A 15,437-nucleotide genomic window follows, 5' to 3' on the forward strand; every position below is an offset into this window, starting at 1 on the left:
GGCCCCCGGGTACCGGATCCGGTCCCGCTTCTCCCCCGACCGCCGCACCGACGAGCGGTGGTGGGCGGGGGCGATCTCCCACCGGTCGCGCCGGGGCCCGGCCGGGCCCCGGCGGTCCCGCAGCGGGACCACCACGTCCGTCAGCGCCTCCGGGTCCGCCGCCGGCAGGCTGAGCGTGGTGGCCTGATGACCGGCGTACTCCTCGGCGGCGAGGCCGACGTAGTCGCCGGGACCGCGGATCACGCGGACGCCCAGCAGCCCCGGCTCGGCGGCCGGCCACAGCCGCGGGATGTCCGCCTCGGCCAGCACCAGCCGCACGCGGTGGCCCGCGGCGACCTGGTAACACGTCGGGTCCAGCCGGACCTCGACGACTTCGTCGCGCCGCGCCAGGTCCACCGTGCCCGCCGAGACGAGCAGCGACCGGTCCTGCTCGTCGACGTCGGTCACCTTGAGCACGCACCGGGCCGCGGTGGTGCCGGGTCCGAGCCGCAGCCGCACGGCCGGGCGCCCGGCGATCACCAGCGGCTCCGGCAGTGGCGCGCTGGTGAACGCGAGCGTCCGGGCGTCGTCGTCGTGCTGGTCCAGTGGGTAGCCGAACCGGTCGGTCGGGTGCTTCGTGAGGCCGCTCAGCGCACCCACCGTCGGGTCGCCCCGGCCGGTGACCGTGGCGACCGCCGACGGCCGGCCACCCGGCTTGGACCGGTAGAGGTGCCCGGACCGGGACGCGACGAAGACGTGGTCGGCCTTCTTGTCCGGCGGGAACTGCTCGGCCCGGACCCACCGGGCACCCGCACCCTGGACGAAGAACGTCGCGGTCCGCTCGGAACTGCCGGCCCGGGGGGCCCGGCCGTGCAGCCAGCGGTCCCACCAGGCGCAGGCGAGCACGGCCGACGGGAACGGCCCGACCGGCGCGACGTCCGGGAACGTGTGCAGCCACGGCCCGGCGATCAGCTGCTTGGGGGCCCGGATCTGCTGGTAGGCGGCGATCATCGCGTCGCAGAACAGGTCCCGCCACCCCGCGACGCACAGCGACGGCACGGTGATCCGCCGCGCGTCGATCCGGCGTTCCGCCCACACCGGGTGGCCCGGTGGGTGTTCCCAGGCGTCGGCGAACCACGGCTCGAACTTCTCCAGCCGTTCCTTCCAGAGGCTTTCGTAGTTCTCCCGGTCGGCCTCGCGCAGCGGGGGCAGCAGGGCGCAGAAGATGTTGTACAGGCTCAGGTGCCCGAACATCCCGATCCCGCCGCGCTGGCCCGCCGGGTGCACGAGGTCGCGTTCGACGTCGGTCCAGCCCATCACCGGGAAGATCGCCTTGAGCGCTGGCGGGCGCTCGGCCGCGACCGCCAGCGTCATCAGCCCGCCGTGCGACAGGCCCCACATGCCGACCCGGCCGGTGCACCACGGCTGCGCGGCCGCCCATTCCACCACCGACACGCCGTCGGCGACCTCGCCCGGGCTGAGCAGCGGCCGGGGCGTGCCCTCGGACGTCCCGATGCCGAAGCTGTCCACGTACAGGACCGCGTAGCCGCGTTCGGCGAAGTAGCGCAGGTACCGGCTCGCCGCGATACCGCCGAGGCCGTCCTTGCGTCCGGTGTGGAGGGTCACCAGCGCCGGCACCCGGTTCGCCGTCTTCGGCAGGTAGAGGTCGGCGCCGAGGGCCAGCCCCGGTTCGCTCGACGGGATGCGCACGTCGCCGAGGAACTCCACGTCGTGGCGGGGTGGGCGGGAGCCCGGCAACCGCACCGGTGGCCGCATCACCGCAGCTCCCCGGGCTGGCGCGGGCGGGTCCAGCGCAGCGTGGCCCCGCCCCAGCTCATGCCGCCGCCGAAGGCGACGAGCAGGACGATGTCGTCGTCGAACAGCCGTCCGGCGCGGACGGCGTCGTCGAGGGTGATCGGGACCGAGGCCGCGCCGGTGTTGCCGTACCGCTCGACGGTCAGGTGCATCTGCTCCGGCCGCAGGTCCAGCGTCTTCGCCAGGTCCTGCAGCATCCGGCCGTTCGCCTGGTGCGGCACGATGAGGTCGATCTCCGACACCTCGAGTTCCGCCGCCTTCGCGACGTCGACGACGAGGTCGGGCAGCACCCGCGAGGCGAGGTCCCGGACCTGCCTGCCGCGCATGGCGAAGTAGTGCTCGCCCGCGGCGACGGTTTCCGCGCTCGCCGGCCGACGGCTCCCGCCGCCAGGCACGGTGACGAAGTCGGCGGTCGTGCCGTCGGACCCCAGCGCGCTCGAGAGCAGGCCGCGGCCGTTGCCGCGCTTGCCGAGCACGACGGCACCGGCGCCGTCGCCGAAGAGCACGCAGGTGCGCCGGTCCTCGTAGTCCAGGATGCGCGAGTACGTGTCCGCGCCGATGACGAGGGCGTTGCGCGGCAACGGATCCGCTTCGAGCAACGCGTGCGCCGTGACCAGCGCGTAGACGAAGCCGCTGCACACGGAATCGACGTCGAAGGCTGCGGCGCGCATCGCACCGAGGTTGGCCTGCACGGCGCAGGCCGTGGCCGGGATCGGCTGGTCCGGTGTCGAGGTCGCGACGATCAGCAGGTCGATGTCGGTCGCGACCAGGTTCGCCGCGCGCAGGGCGTGTTCCGCGGCCCGCGTCGCCAGGTCGGACGTCGCTTCTTCCGGCGCGGCGACACGGCGTTCGGCGATGCCCGTCTTGTCGTGGATCCACTGCTCGCCGAGGCCGAGGCGGCGGCCGAGTTCGGCACTGGTGAGGACGGTCTCCGGCAGGTACGAGCCGGTACCGAGAATGGCGGTGTTCATGGGGTGACGCCTTTCTATTCCGCGAACTTCGTCCGGTCGCACCAGACGAAGACGGCGCCGTCTTCCGGTACTCCGTGGCTGGCGGTTTCGGGGACGAAGTGCTCGTAGCCCGCCCGGTACGGGATCTTCAACCGGGTGTCCGAGAGGTCGGTGAAGCGGACGAGCACGGTCTCGGGCATTCCGTCGGGTGCTCCCTTCAAGGTCACTTTCACGGTCGGCTCGGCTGAGCCCATGGCCGGTTTCACCTCTCCGTCATCCGACGCGCCGGTGGTAGGCGCGGATCGCCAGGGGGAAGAACACGAGCAGCACGCCGGCCGACCAGGCCAGCGCCCCGGTGAGCGCGCCCGTGACCGGGCCGCCGTTGAGCAGGCCCCGCACGACGTCCACGAGCAGGCTGACCGGGTTGACGGCGGACCAGGCGCGCAGCCAGCCGGGCATGGTCCCCGCCGGCACGAAGACGTTGCTCGCGAACACCAGCGGCATGAACAGCGCGACGGCGCTGCCCTGCACCGCGTCGCGGTCCCGCAGCACCATGCCGAGGAACACGGTGACCCAGCAGAAGCACAGCCCGGCGGTCACCAGGACCGCCGTCGCGGCCAGCACTTCCGGCGCGCCGGTCCGCACGCGGTAGCCCAGGACCGCGCCCGCGGCCAGCAGCACCGCGATCGCGACCAGGTAGCGGACCGCGCCGGCGAGCACCACCCCGGTCAGCGGCGCCGACCGGGCGATCGGCATGCTCCGGAACCGGTCGAACACGCCGCTGCCCGCATCGCTGTTGAGACCGACCCCGGCCGAGAGGGTGGCCATCAGCACACTCGGCACCATCAGTCCCGGCACCAGGTCCTGCAGGTAGGCACCCGGGCTGCCGGCGACGGCGCCGCCGAACAGGTACCCGAACATGACCAGGAACAGCAGGGGCTGCACGGTCACGTCGACCAGGTGCTCCGGGTTGCGGCGGATCTTGAGCACGCCGCGCCCGGCCAGGATCAGCCCGTGCCGCACGGCGTCCGCGGGACCGACCCGGCCGCTCATCCGGCGCTCCCTTCCCGCGCCGCTGGGGCCGGCACGTCGTCCGGTGGCCGCTCGGCCGGTTTCCCCGTCAGTGCGAGGAAGACCTCGTCCAGGCTGGGCAGCCGCAGGGCCAGTTCCGCCACGGCCAGGCCCGCCTGGTCGAGCTTGCGGACCAGGGTGGACAGCACCATCGGGTCGGCGGCCGGTGCGGTGAGCAGCCCGGTGCCGAAGTCCCGGGCGGGGGTGGTGCCGGTCAGCTTGCCCAGGATGCGCGCGGTGGCGTCCATGTCGTGGGCGAGCGCGGGCCGCACGTGCACGGTGTGGCCGCCGGCCCGGCGCTTGAGCTCGTCCGGGGTGCCGTCGGCGACGACGCGGCCGGCGTCGAACACCGTGATGCGGTTCGCGAGCCGGTCGGCCTCCTCCAGGTACTGGGTGGTGAGCAGGACGGTGACGCCGTCGGCCACCAGTTCCCGCACGACCTGCCAGAGCTCCCGCCGGACGTACGGGTCGAGCCCGGTGGTCGGCTCGTCGAGGCAGAGCACCCGCGGCCGGCCGATCAGGCTGGCCGCGAGGTCCAGGCGGCGGCGCATGCCACCGGAGTACGTCGCCGCGGGCCGGGCGGCGGCCTCCCCGAGCTCGAAGCGCTCGAGCAGGTCCGCCGCCCGGTCCCGCGCCGCGGGGCGGGACAGTCCCAGCAGGCGGCCGAGCAGCACCAGGTTCTCCGTGCCCGTCAGGTCCCCGTCGACCGACGCGTACTGGCCGGTGAGCCCGAGCAGAGCGCGAACCCGCGCCGGTTCCCGCTCCACGTCGAGGCCGCCGACCCGGACCAGGCCGCGGTCGGGCCGCAGGAGCGTGGCCAGTACCCGGACCATGGTCGTCTTCCCGGCGCCGTTCGGCCCGAGCACGCCGACCACCGTGCCCGCCGGGACGGCGAAACTGACCCCGTCGAGCGCGGTGGCCCGCCCGAACCGCTTGACCAGATTCTCGACCCGGATCATCGGTGGCACTTTTCCTCCCTTGTGCGTGCTCGTTTCCGGCCGGGACGCGAACGACGGTGGAAACAGACTCCCGTAACCCGCCCGTCCGGCCCGATGTCCATGATTCCCGGGTGGCGCGGATCGGGACATCCGAAAACCGAAGAAGTTGCCCCGAACCGCGCCGGCCCGGCAGGGGAAACAAAATCGGGTGCCGGCCCCGAACGGCCGGCACCCGATCGATCAGGCGCCCGGATTACGGGTGGACGTCACCGCCGGAGCGTTTCCGACGGGCGTTCGCCGAACCGCTGCTGGTACCGGGCGGCGAAATGGCCCGCGTGCAGGAAGCCCCATTCCGCGGCCACCTCGGTCACCGTGACGGCGTCGGACTGCGCCGCCCGCAGCTGGTCGCGCACCCCGCGCAGCCGGATCTCGCGCAGGTACTCCATCGGGCCCATCTTGAGGTGCTTGCGGAACCCCAGCTGCAGCGACCGCTCGGTGACGTCCGCCTCCCGGGCCAGGCTCGCCGTCGTGTGGCGCGACCTCGGGTGGTTGTCGATCCACTCCAGCGCGATGCTGACCGCGCGGGTCGGTGCGGCCGGGACCTCGCCGTCGAGCATCCGGGTGTAATTGCTGGGCTGTCCCATCAGCAGCGCGGTGGCCAGGGTGCGCTCGAACATGTCCGCGACCGCGTACCGCTCGATCAGGGATCCCGGACGATCGAGCTCGGTCAGGAGCATGCGCAGGCCCCGCCACCAGCTCCGGCCGTTGCCCGAGTCCACGGCCAGCACGGGGGCGAACCGCAGCGGACGGCGCAGCGGCGCGCCGAGCAGTTCGCTCAGCCTGGCCTCCATGCCGGCCCGCTCCAGCCGCACCACCAGCTGGGCGCAGTCACCCGGCCAGCGCAGGACCACCGGATCCGCCGGCGAGAGCACCGCGGCGGTCGTGGTGGTCAGCTGCACCCGGTCGCTCCCGAACCGGGCCTCGGCCTCGCCGGCGAGCGGGACGAACACCGTGAAGAACGTTTCGGCGGGCCCGGCTTCGAAACGCACTGGTCCGCCGTAGCGGATGACGCTCATCGACAGGTCGCGCAACCGCACGTAATGCATTCGCGCGTCGAGCCGGGTATCACCACCGAGCACCCGCAGGGTGTGCGGCGCCAAAACCCGGCTCACCTCGTCGCGCACATGATTCGGGTCACAAGAACGGAAGAGCTCGTAACGCGTGAGCGGCAATCCCGACGCGGAGCCGTCTTCCCAGGACAACACGGACCTCCGTCCATTCTTCAATGATTTTCCGGGCCGGAAGCCGCGCCGGTGCGCCTTCCTCATGCATTCTGGGCACCCACGTGACCGGCGGACTCCGCCGGAAGGGTGAACCGCTGATTCACCGTTCACGCTGGGCTCACGAAACGACGGCCGGGGCCCGGGATGCGGGACCGCGCCGGCCGGGAATCATGGTATGAGGACCGCCGTCGCGGCCACATCGGTCGAAAGAACGAATATCCGCCCCGTTCACACGAGGCCGAGATCGCGGGCGAGGGCGGCGAGCTGGGTCCGGCTGCGCAGGTCGAGCCGGGCCAGCATCCGGGACACGTGGGTCTTGATCGTCGACTGGCTCAGCCCCAGTTCCGCCGCCACCTCCAGGTTCGAGCAACCTTGGGCGACGAGCCGCAGCACGCTCAGTTCCCGTTCGGTCAGGGGAATCCGCGTGCGTTCCGGCAGCCGATGCCATGCACGGGCGCGGAATTCGCCGAGCAGCTTCCCGGCCGCGGCCGGGGCCAGCCAGCCCCCGCCGGCCGCGACGGCCCGGACGACCGCGGCCCACGAGACGCCGCCGGCGGCATCGACGACATAGCCCCGGACGCCGGCCTTCGCGGCCGGTAGCACGTCTTCCGGGTCGTACGCGTCGGCCAGGAGCACGACAGCGGGTGGCCGCTCGCCGCGCGCGATGTCCCCGGCGACACTGACGCCTTCGGCGTTCAGCACACCCCGGTCGAGCACGACCACCGACGGCGCGAAGTCCTCCAGCGCGGTCACGATGTCACTCCAGGTTTCCGGAGCCTGGCAACGGGCCTCGATGTCCCCCTCCTCGGCGAGCTGCCGCCGGATCCGGCGGGAACGACGGGCGCAGGACAGGATCAGCAGGACGCGGATCACGATCGCGGCGACCCGCTTCCCCCGCCTCGCCGGCGCCTTCTCGAGTAATGGTACAGACCAATGGTCCTGGTCAAACCGCGTCACCTCCGGGATCGAGCCGGCCCGGGCGCCCGAACAAGCCCCGGCCGACGACTCCGGAAAGTAGCGCAGCGGCAACGTAGCGCACCAGCGGCACACCGTGGATCTTCGTCCCGTTCCCGCACATCACCGGTTCGCCGCAACGGCGCTGGACGTTGCGCCCGGTGCCACGGGTCAGCTGCCGTGGAAGACCTGCCCGACGATGATCGCGACGGTGATCCCACCGCGCTGATCAGGACCAGCACCACGATCAGCCCCCACGGAACCGGCGCCGCGACCGCACACTCGCGTGCGGTTCGGGGTCCGCCGGCGGGCGCGGTGGTGGCGGTGGCGGTGCTTTCGGCGGCGGCAGGCTGTGACTGCCCGGCACTTGACGCGCCTGCTGCCGTGGGACCGCCGCCGTGGACGCCGGAGTGGCCGGGACCGACCAGCGGGGACGTGGCCCGCTGTGCGCGCCCGACGGCCGCCGCTGCGCCACCGGGCCCGGCGGCGGGCTGGGGCTCGGCGCGAGTGCGTTCAGGGCTCGGGCCCAGCAGGCGGACAGGACGCCGTCGACGGTCCACGCCGGGGCTTGGGCGCGGTAGCGGTGCAGGACCTTGCGCAGGCTGGGGGCTGGGCCAGGGCGACGTCGATGCCGTTGCCCGCCAGGTCCTTGCCCGGCGGCAGCTCGATCGCCCCGGTCGCGGCGAGCACGACGAGGCCCGGATGAAGCTGTCCCCGCCGCCGGGGAGGCCGGCGAAGGCCTTCTTGACCGCGTAGACCCCGGCCTTGACCTGCTCGCCGGGATTGGGGAGCCCGGCGAGCGCGTGGATCGCCGCGGGATCGCCCTCGACCAGCCACGGGCCGTTCGGCGGGACCGCCAGCCCGCCGATCGCGTGCGGGGCGCCGTGGGCCCAGCCGGCCAGCAGGTCGTGCACCTTCGCCTCGGCGCCGGAGAGACCGTGCGCGGCGGTCCCGGTGCCCGGTTGCACCCGCACGAGCATCTACGCCGCCCCTTCCGCGCACAGTGCTGCACCGCCCGGTGCCTGCTCGTGATCGACGGTACGAGCATGTGCTCGGGTGGGGCTGGACCGGCTGCTCGGTCACCTTTGCGGCCCGCAGACGGGCCTGCCGACCCCCGTCGAGAACTTCAGCGAACGGCCGGCTTCGGCGCGGAATGTCGAGCCGTTGTCGTGGCTGTACGCCTCGCCGCCACCCGGGTAGGGCGCGGAGTCGTTGTACGCCAGGCCGTAGCACCCGGTGGTGGTCGCCGAGCGGACCATCAGCCCGTAGCGCTGTCCGGCCGTGACGGTGACGCCCGGAGCCACCGAGACGTCGCGGGGCGACCACCCGATCGCCGATGCGGGCACCACGGTCGAACTGAGGGCGGCGCCGGTCGGCTGGAACGCGTCGTTCGCCCGGTAGACACCGACTTCCAGGCCGGCGTTCGGGTTGCCGGCCTGGAAACTCGTGTACGACACGCGGGACAGCGTTCCGGTGCGGCTGGGTACGAACGTCTGGAACCGGGCGACGCCCGAGCCGACGTCGCAGTAGGTGCGGAAGCCGGACACCCCGTCGGCCTGGTCGGTGTCCGGCGGTGGGGTCTGGTGCCCCGCCGCCCCGGTGGCCAGGTTCAGGGAGAAGGAGTTCCGGCACGTCAACGGGGCGATCGCCCCCGCGGCGGTGAACTCCAGCGGGGCCCAGTAGTAGTTCGCGAGGGCTTCGTTGCGCTGTGCGTTGTTCCAGAGGTCGCCGGCGTAGAGGTAGGTGGTGCCCGAGGTCGTCGGGATCGTCGAGACGAACGCGGGCTGGCCGCCGCACGAGTTCTCGCTGATCTTCACCGGCGCCGACCACGGCCCCAGCGGGCTCGGGGCCGTCCGGTAGGAGGTGCCGGTCCCCGGGCAGTAGCCGCAGTTCGGATCGGAGTAGGTCAGGTAGTAGACGCCGCCCCGTTCGAACAGCGCCGGCGCCTCGGTCCGGATCTGCCCGAGCCGGGTGTACTGGCCGGTGCCGGTGAGGTAGGTCGCGGAAAGGCGCTCCACGACGATGTCCCCGTTGCTGCGCCAGTCCGTGTAGGCGAGGTAGCCGGTGCCGTCGGAGTCGACGAAGAGGTCGTGGTCGCCGTTGTTGACCCCGCCTGCCGGGGCGTCGTTGTTCACCGCGAGCGCCGGCACCGGCGCCTCGGTGAACGGCCCGGCCGGGTTCGGGCTGGTGAGCACCCGGAACCCGACGCTGTTGTCGTAGACGTTGACCCAGAGCACGTACTTCCTGCTGTGCGCGTCGTAGCCGACGTGCGGCCGGAAACATCCGTAGGTGGCGCCGTTGCACCGCTTCTGCCACACGCCGGTGGCGTCGAAGAGCCGGCCCCGGTCGGTCCAGTGCACGAGGTCCGGCGAGGTGTACACCTTGAACCCGCAGAACGGCGAAGTCGTCGCCTGCCAGGCGAAACCGCAGTCGTAACTGGTGCCGTACAGGTAGTACGTCCCTCCGAAGAGGGCGATTTCGCCGTCGTGCGCGTCGACGGCGTTGCCTTCGGTGTCGAACCGGACGACCTGGTTGCCCTGCGCGTCGAAGGTGGTGACCGTCGTGGTGTACGGGTGCGGGTGCGCCGCCGCGGCGGGCTGCGTCGCCGCGAGGGCGACGGCCAAGACGAGGATGATCGCGTGAACCAGGCGCCAAATTCTCATGCTGTCGGCCTCCTTGCCGAACATGAAACGTTTCAAGACCGTGGTGCGCTCACCGTAACGTCCTTGCCGTGCTCAGCGCGACGCTCTGCCGCGGACCTGTCCGGTTCCTGACTCGCGACGCGGCGCCAGGCTCTGGTAGAACGCGCGGTGCCGATCGGCGGCCGCGGCCCAGGTGTAGCGCCGGGCCAAGGCCCGGCCGGGCGCCGGGTCGGCGTCGTCGAGCGCGGCCCGCAGTTCCCGGGCGAAGCCGGGTGGGCCGGCGGCGAACCGTGCGGCGCCGCCGAAGACCTCGCGCAGCACGGGCAGGTCGCGGGTCACCACCGGCACCCCGGCGGCGAGGGCCTCCATCGCGGCCAGCCCGAAACCCTCCTTCGTGGACGGGAAGGCGAACACCGCCGCCGAAGCCACCAGCGAGGGCAGCTCGTCGTGCGCAACCGGGCCGAGCACCACCGGGGAGACGCCCAGCTCGGCGGCGCGCTCTTCCCAGCGCGTCCGGTAGCCGCGGTAGTCGAAGAGCGTCTCGCCGCCGGCGATCAGCAGGCGGACGTCCGGCTCGGCCAGCAGCGCGTAGGCCTCCAGGAGGTCGAGCGAGCCCTTGCGCGGCTCGATCCCGCCCACCGCCAGCACGTACCGGCCGCGCTCCGCGGTGCGCGGCGCGGTCGCGAACCGGGCGTAGTCGACGCCGTTGGGGATCACGGCCGCCTCGATGCCCCAGCCGTCCCGTACTTCGGTGGCGACGGACGCGGACACGCAGACGTGCGCGTACGGCCGGACGATCGCGCGCTCGTGGCACGCGGCCAGCTCGGGCGTGGTGAACGTGTCGAGGTGGTGGATCGTGCGGACGCACCGGCCGGCGGCGTTCGCGCTGATGCAGTCCTGCGCGTGCACGACGTCGTAGGCGTCCGGGGTGAAGGCGGCGCGCAGCACGGCGATCGACCGCAGGATCCGGTCGCCGACGGACTCGTCCGCGACGTCGGGGAACGGGACGATCGCCAGCCGCACCCGCGGGTCGACCGGCCGGAAGAACCCCGCGTCGCCACCGCGCCCCAGCGTCCACACGGTGACGTCCTCGCCGAGTTCCGCCAGCGCCTCGGCCAGCGCGAGGGTGTGCACGACCCCGCCGCGGGGTTTCGTCGAGTAGCTCAGCAGGGCGATGCGCATCAAGCCTCCCGGTACACCGACGGTTTTCGTTCCCCGAGGTGGTGCAGCACGCGGCGGGCGTTGGCGAGCTCCTGCCCGACGTCCAGCGCGGCCACCGCGATGCCCGCCTTCGACCACGTCCGGGCGAGGATCTCGCCGCCGGGCCCGACGACCTTCGCCTGGCCGAGGAACCGCATCCCGCCCATCGCGCCGGTCTGGTTGGACGACACGAGCACGACCTGGTTCTCCGCGGCCCGGGCCTGGTCGTAGAGGTCGAACAGCCGGGACTGCCGGTCCTGCGCCATCCGCGGCGCGCGATTGGTGATGCTCGTCGGCCACGCGCTCAGGCAGGCGACGATGTCCGCGCCGTCGACGGCCAGGGACCGGGCCGATTCCGGGAACGTCTTGTCGTAGTCGATCAGCATGCCCAGCCGCCCGACCGGCGTGTCGAACGCGGCGAACTCGTCACCCGCCTCGTAGGCGACGCTCTCCCCCGGCGGCTGGTGGACCTTGCGATGCCGCCCGAGGACGCCGTCGCCGGTCACGCACATCGCGGAGTTGTAGCGGCGCGGCCCGTCGGCCTCGCAGTAGCCTACGCAGACGACCATCTCCGCGGCCAGCGACCGGATGGCCTTCAGCTCCGCGCAGTCCGGGTCGAGCGCCGGCGGCAGCGCGTCCGGGTCCGGATGGCGCAGGTCGGCGAGGTAGCCGCCGAGCGCGGCGTCCGGCAGCACCAGCAGGTTCACCCCGGACGAGCGCGCGTGGTCGATCAGCGTCGCGATGCGCTGCAGGTCGAAGTCGAGGTCGCGGCCGAAGTGCGCGGCGACGGCGGCGATCCGGATCTGCCCCATTCACGGGACACTAACCGGGTAGGCGTCGGGCCGTCGGTCCGCCAGGTGCCCCATCGACCGCCGGGCCGTGGCCAGCGCCGCCGGGACGTCGAACTCGGCGATCGCCATGCCCTCGGCGACGCCGGTGTCGGCGACGATTTCGCCGCCGGGGTCGACGATCTTCGCGCCGGCGACGAACCGGAGGTCGCCGAAGGTGCCGGACTGGTTCGCCGAGAGCCAGACGACCTGGTTCTCCAGCGCGCGGGCCCGGTCGAACAGGTCGAACCGGCGCTTCCAGCGGTCGTCGGCGAGGTCGGCGGCCGGGTTGGTCCGGCTGCCCGGCCAGGCGCTCATGCAGACGACGATCTCGGCGCCGTCGAGCGCGAGCGCCCGCGCCGACTCGGGGAACGCCTTGTCGTAGCAGATCATCATGCCGAGGCGCCCGACCGGCGTGTCGAAGGCGGCGAACCCGCGGCCGGCGCCGTAGCTGGCGTTCTCGGCCAGCGGCTGGTGGACCTTGCGGTGGTGGCCGAGGACGCCGTCGCCGGTGACGCACACCGCGGAGTTGTAGCGACGGCCGCCGCTCAGCTCGCAGTACCCCGCGGTGACCACGAGCTCCCCCGCCAGTGCGGCCAGCCGTTTCAGCTCGGGTCCGTCGGCGGCCAGCGCCGGGGGTCCTTCGGCGCCGCCGTCGAGGTTGGCGAGGTAGCCACCGAGCGCCGCCTCGGGCAGGGCGAGCAGCCTCACGCCCTCGGCCTTCGCCTCGCCGATCAGCTTCTCGATGCGGGCGAAGTCGCCGTCGAGGTCGCGGTCGAACGGCGCGGCGACCGCGGCCATCCTGATTGTCGTCATGAGTTCCCCAATCCGGTGACGCCGCCGTCGATGGCGGGCGTCCGTTCGCCGTCGGGCCAGCGCAGCGTGACGCCGGTGCCCTCGACCAGTTCGCCGCAGTCCGCGGTGACCGCCGGGCCCGCGGGCGCGGACGTGCCGGTGGTGAGCATCGCGAAGCCGGGGAAGCAGGTCAGCCAGTCCCCTGTGGACGCTCCCTGCGGCCTTGGCACCTTCTCGACGTCCAGCACCGCGCCGCAGCCGGAGGCCTCGGCGAGCATGCCGAGGGTGCCCGCGATCCCGGCCATCGAGACGTCCTTGGCCGCGGCCGGTCTCGTCTTGGCGACCGAGCCGAGCAGCTCGCGCAGTTCCGGCGTGCGGCGGAAGCTCGTCGAGTCCCACTGGCGTCCGGTGTAGCCGGGCCGCCAGCCGCCGCCGAGGTCGGCGGTGAGCCAGACGCGCTGCCCGGGACGCCCGCCGCCGCCGGGCACCGGGTCGGTGGTCCGGCCCAGCGCCGTGACCGACAGCGAAGCCGGGACGCCGAACTGGGTGTGCCCGCCGAGCACCGGCACGCCGTACGCCTCGCTCGCCTTGCGCAGTCCATTGAGGACGCGGGCGGCGAAGGACGCGTCGCGGGCGCCGAGTGCGTCGAGCAACCCGATCGGGGTGGCGCCCATCGCGGCCAGGTCGTTGAGGTTGACCAGCACCGAGCACCAGCCCGCCCATTCCGGGTCGCGCTCGACCATCGACGGGATGATCGCGTCGCACGCCGCCACGACGTCGGTGCCGGGCAGCGGGACGCCGTCGTCGCCGACGAAGCCGGGCACCCCGGTCAGCCCGCGCAGCAGCGGGCCGAGCGCGGCCTTCGTCGAGCGGGCCAGCGCGGCGATCCGGCCGATCGGCCACCGCATCAGCACGTGCTCGCGGCCGGCGACGGGCACCGGGCGCACCCGCTGCCAGCCGAGCCGGGTGAACAGGCGCTCGGTGCGGGTCTGCACGGTCGCCTCGAACCGCAGCGCGCCCTCGGTCTCGGCCCGGGCGCAGGCGGCGTGGACGAGCGCGGAGCCGGTACCCGGTGGCGATCCGAGGGCGACGACCAGGCGGCCGCCCCGCCACCAGCCGAGGTCGGGGCCGTCGGTGACCGGGCCGAGCCGGACGCCGCCGAGCACGGTGCCCGCGGTGTCCCTGGCGACCAGCACGACGGTCCGGGGGTCGGTGTCGTGGTCGTCGAGGTCGTGCCGGGCGAAGAGCCCCTGCCGCGCCACGAACGCCTCGTGGCGCAACGCGCGGTACGCCGTCAGTCCGTTTTGGTCGGCTTCGGCGATGGAAAACGCCGGGCGCGCCGCGACGCTGCGGACGTCGCCGAGCAGCGCCAGGATGTCGTCGTCCACGTCAGCCTCCCGCCGCGCTGAGCAGGCCGCAGGCACCGCAGGCCGCACAGCCCGCCCCCTGCTCGGCCCCGGTCATCCCGGCCGCACGCAGCAACGCGGCGATCCGGGCGGTGACGCCGGCGACCAGCGCCGGTGCCGGGGCGACCGCGCCGTCCCGCCGGGCGAGCGTGCCGAGCATCGGCCGCAGCGGCACGGCGAACGGGTACACACCCATTTCGATGAGCCGGCCGGCACCCTCCACAAGGGAGTCCGGGTCCTCGCCCAGGCCGATCAGCAGGTACGTCGAGACGCGGTTGCGGCCGAACACCCGGACCGCCTCGGCCCACGCCGCCTCGTACTCCGCCAGCGGCACGGCCGACTTCCCCGGCATCCAGCGCCGCCGGACGTCGTCGTCGAGTGACTCGACGTGGATGCCGATCGACGTCGCCCCGGCCGCACGCAGGTCGGTGAGCACGCCGAGGTCGCCCGGCGGCTCGATCTGCACCTGGATCGGCAGGCCGGGGACGGCGTCGAGCACCGCCCGGACGCACCGGACCAGGTGCCGGGCACCCCGGTCGGGCCCGGACGTCGTGCCCGTCGTCATGACCATCTGCCGGACGCCGTCGAGCCGGACGGCCGCCTCGGCGACCTCCGCGAGCTGCTGCGGCGTCTTCGCGGCCACTGTGGACCCCGACCGCAGCGACTCCTCGATGGTGCAGAACCGGCAGCGCTGGTCCTCGGCGTACCGGACGCACGTCTGGACGACGGTCGTCGCGAGCACGTCCTTTCCGTGCAGCAGCGCGATCTTCCGGTACGGTACACCGTCTGAAGTGGACAGATCGTAGAACCGCGGCCGGAGCACCGGTTCGACGCTCAGGCCAAGGTCGATCGTTTCGCGAAAGATGCGCCCGTCCCGGACATCGTACGGGCTTTCGGGGTTCAGCGGCAGCGTGGCGTTGACACCGTCGACCACGAGGTGGCCGTCGTCGCTCGGCCCGGCGCCCTTGCTTCGCTGGACGGGTGCGTCCACGCGCACCCCGCGGACGGCGATGTCGGCGCGGGTCTCCAGATCTTCTTCGATGCCAACGCGCACGGACCGCTCCCTAGAACATGTAGGTGGAGTTGATGATCGCGCCCTTGCGCGCGTAGTGGATCAGGGCGTCCTGCACGTCCAGGGGGTGCGTCGGGATGACGCCTTCGATGAGGTCCTCCTCGCGGGCGCCGTGCAGCGACAGGCCGAAGCGGCAGCAGTAGACCTTGCCGCCTTCGCCGATGAACGTCTTGAGCTGGTCGTTGATGTTCAGCTCACCCGGGAACGCGGCGTTGCCGGTGGTCGGGAAGCCGCGGGTGGCCAGGCAGTTCAGCGAGCCCGGCCCGTAGAAGTAGATCGCGGCTTCGAAACCCTTCCGCAGCGCGCGGGTGGCCTGCAGGATCGCGACGAAACTCACCGACGATTCGTGCGCGATGCCGTGCACCAGGGTGAAGTAGCTCTGGCCGGGTTCGGCCTGGTAGTCCGGGAAGACCTTGGTCCCGCCGTACAGGTTGGAGCCCTGCGGCAGCGACGGGTGCGGGATCTCGTCAAGGCTGGTCTTCTCGGTGTCGGTCAGCTCTGCCAT

Annotated in this window: 14 protein-coding genes; all 14 read right to left on the bottom strand. The window is 72.9% G+C overall.

Annotation, left to right across the window (positions count from 1 at the left end):
- Positions 1-1,755, bottom strand: a 1,755-nt coding sequence (locus AB0F15_RS22775; protein ID WP_360273812.1) for a CocE/NonD family hydrolase, incomplete at its 3' end; no start/stop codon positions are given.
- Positions 1,755-2,765, bottom strand: coding sequence for a beta-ketoacyl-ACP synthase III (locus AB0F15_RS22780; protein WP_360273547.1), 1,011 nt, complete (start codon positions 2,763-2,765; stop codon positions 1,755-1,757). The genes AB0F15_RS22775 and AB0F15_RS22780, both read right to left, overlap by 1 nt.
- A 14-nt stretch (positions 2,766-2,779) precedes the next feature.
- Complete coding sequence (locus AB0F15_RS22785; protein WP_360273550.1) at positions 2,780-2,998, bottom strand: DUF5988 family protein; 219 nt, start codon at positions 2,996-2,998, stop codon at positions 2,780-2,782.
- A 19-nt stretch (positions 2,999-3,017) separates the two neighbouring features.
- Positions 3,018-3,797 (bottom strand): ABC transporter permease, encoded by a 780-nt coding sequence (locus AB0F15_RS22790; protein ID WP_360273552.1) that lies wholly within the window; start codon positions 3,795-3,797, stop codon positions 3,018-3,020.
- Entirely contained in the window at positions 3,794-4,783 is a 990-nt protein-coding gene (locus tag AB0F15_RS22795; protein ID WP_360273554.1) for an ATP-binding cassette domain-containing protein, read from the bottom strand. The genes AB0F15_RS22790 and AB0F15_RS22795 overlap by 4 nt, the downstream gene beginning before the upstream one ends.
- A 236-nt stretch (positions 4,784-5,019) precedes the next feature.
- On the bottom strand, positions 5,020-5,937 hold the full coding sequence (locus AB0F15_RS22800) for an AraC family transcriptional regulator (protein WP_360273557.1): 918 nt from the start codon (positions 5,935-5,937) through the stop codon (positions 5,020-5,022).
- Positions 5,938-6,264: 327 nt separating this feature from the next.
- Positions 6,265-6,909 carry a response regulator transcription factor gene (locus AB0F15_RS22805; protein WP_360273560.1) on the bottom strand — a complete coding sequence of 215 codons (645 nt, stop codon included), beginning with the start codon at positions 6,907-6,909 and terminating at the stop codon, positions 6,265-6,267.
- A 1,160-nt stretch (positions 6,910-8,069) separates the two neighbouring features.
- On the bottom strand, positions 8,070-9,653 hold the full coding sequence (locus AB0F15_RS22810; RefSeq protein WP_360273562.1) for a family 43 glycosylhydrolase: 1,584 nt from the start codon (positions 9,651-9,653) through the stop codon (positions 8,070-8,072).
- A gap of 72 nt (positions 9,654-9,725) precedes the next feature.
- Positions 9,726-10,814 (bottom strand): MSMEG_0565 family glycosyltransferase, encoded by a 1,089-nt coding sequence (locus AB0F15_RS22815; protein ID WP_360273565.1) that lies wholly within the window; start codon positions 10,812-10,814, stop codon positions 9,726-9,728.
- Positions 10,814-11,644: a carbon-nitrogen hydrolase family protein gene (locus tag AB0F15_RS22820; protein WP_360273568.1), complete on the bottom strand. Its 831-nt coding sequence runs from the start codon at positions 11,642-11,644 to the stop codon at positions 10,814-10,816. The genes AB0F15_RS22815 and AB0F15_RS22820 overlap by 1 nt, the downstream gene beginning before the upstream one ends.
- The gene (locus tag AB0F15_RS22825; protein WP_360273570.1) at positions 11,645-12,475 is read right to left on the bottom strand and encodes a carbon-nitrogen hydrolase family protein; all 831 of its coding nucleotides are present in this window, start codon (positions 12,473-12,475) and stop codon (positions 11,645-11,647) included. It abuts the gene before it with no gap.
- A complete protein-coding gene (locus AB0F15_RS22830; RefSeq protein ID WP_360273573.1) occupies positions 12,472-13,842 on the bottom strand; it encodes an MSMEG_0567/sll0787 family protein in 1,371 nt (456 codons plus the stop codon). The genes AB0F15_RS22825 and AB0F15_RS22830 overlap by 4 nt, the downstream gene beginning before the upstream one ends.
- A gap of 1 nt (position 13,843) precedes the next feature.
- Entirely contained in the window at positions 13,844-14,914 is a 1,071-nt protein-coding gene (locus tag AB0F15_RS22835; RefSeq protein ID WP_360273576.1) for an MSMEG_0568 family radical SAM protein, read from the bottom strand.
- A 10-nt stretch (positions 14,915-14,924) separates the two neighbouring features.
- Positions 14,925-15,437 (bottom strand): MSMEG_0572/Sll0783 family nitrogen starvation response protein, encoded by a 513-nt coding sequence (locus tag AB0F15_RS22840; RefSeq protein ID WP_360273579.1) that lies wholly within the window; start codon positions 15,435-15,437, stop codon positions 14,925-14,927.

Origin of the sequence: Amycolatopsis sp. NPDC026612, from assembly GCF_040638285.1 — a bacterium.
In the GTDB taxonomy this organism is placed as follows: Bacteria; Actinomycetota; Actinomycetes; order Mycobacteriales; family Pseudonocardiaceae; genus Amycolatopsis.

Coding starts and splice junctions, on each gene's coding strand:
- AB0F15_RS22780 (WP_360273547.1), bottom strand. CDS start 2,765: ATGAACACCGCCATTCTCGGTACCGGCTCGTACCTGCCGGAGACCGTC.
- AB0F15_RS22815 (WP_360273565.1), bottom strand. CDS start 10,814: ATGCGCATCGCCCTGCTGAGCTACTCGACGAAACCCCGCGGCGGGGTC.
- AB0F15_RS22825 (WP_360273570.1), bottom strand. CDS start 12,475: ATGACGACAATCAGGATGGCCGCGGTCGCCGCGCCGTTCGACCGCGAC.
- AB0F15_RS22785 (WP_360273550.1), bottom strand. CDS start 2,998: ATGGGCTCAGCCGAGCCGACCGTGAAAGTGACCTTGAAGGGAGCACCC.
- AB0F15_RS22790 (WP_360273552.1), bottom strand. CDS start 3,797: ATGAGCGGCCGGGTCGGTCCCGCGGACGCCGTGCGGCACGGGCTGATC.
- AB0F15_RS22820 (WP_360273568.1), bottom strand. CDS start 11,644: ATGGGGCAGATCCGGATCGCCGCCGTCGCCGCGCACTTCGGCCGCGAC.
- AB0F15_RS22810 (WP_360273562.1), bottom strand. CDS start 9,653: ATGAGAATTTGGCGCCTGGTTCACGCGATCATCCTCGTCTTGGCCGTC.
- AB0F15_RS22840 (WP_360273579.1), bottom strand. CDS start 15,437: ATGGCAGAGCTGACCGACACCGAGAAGACCAGCCTTGACGAGATCCCG.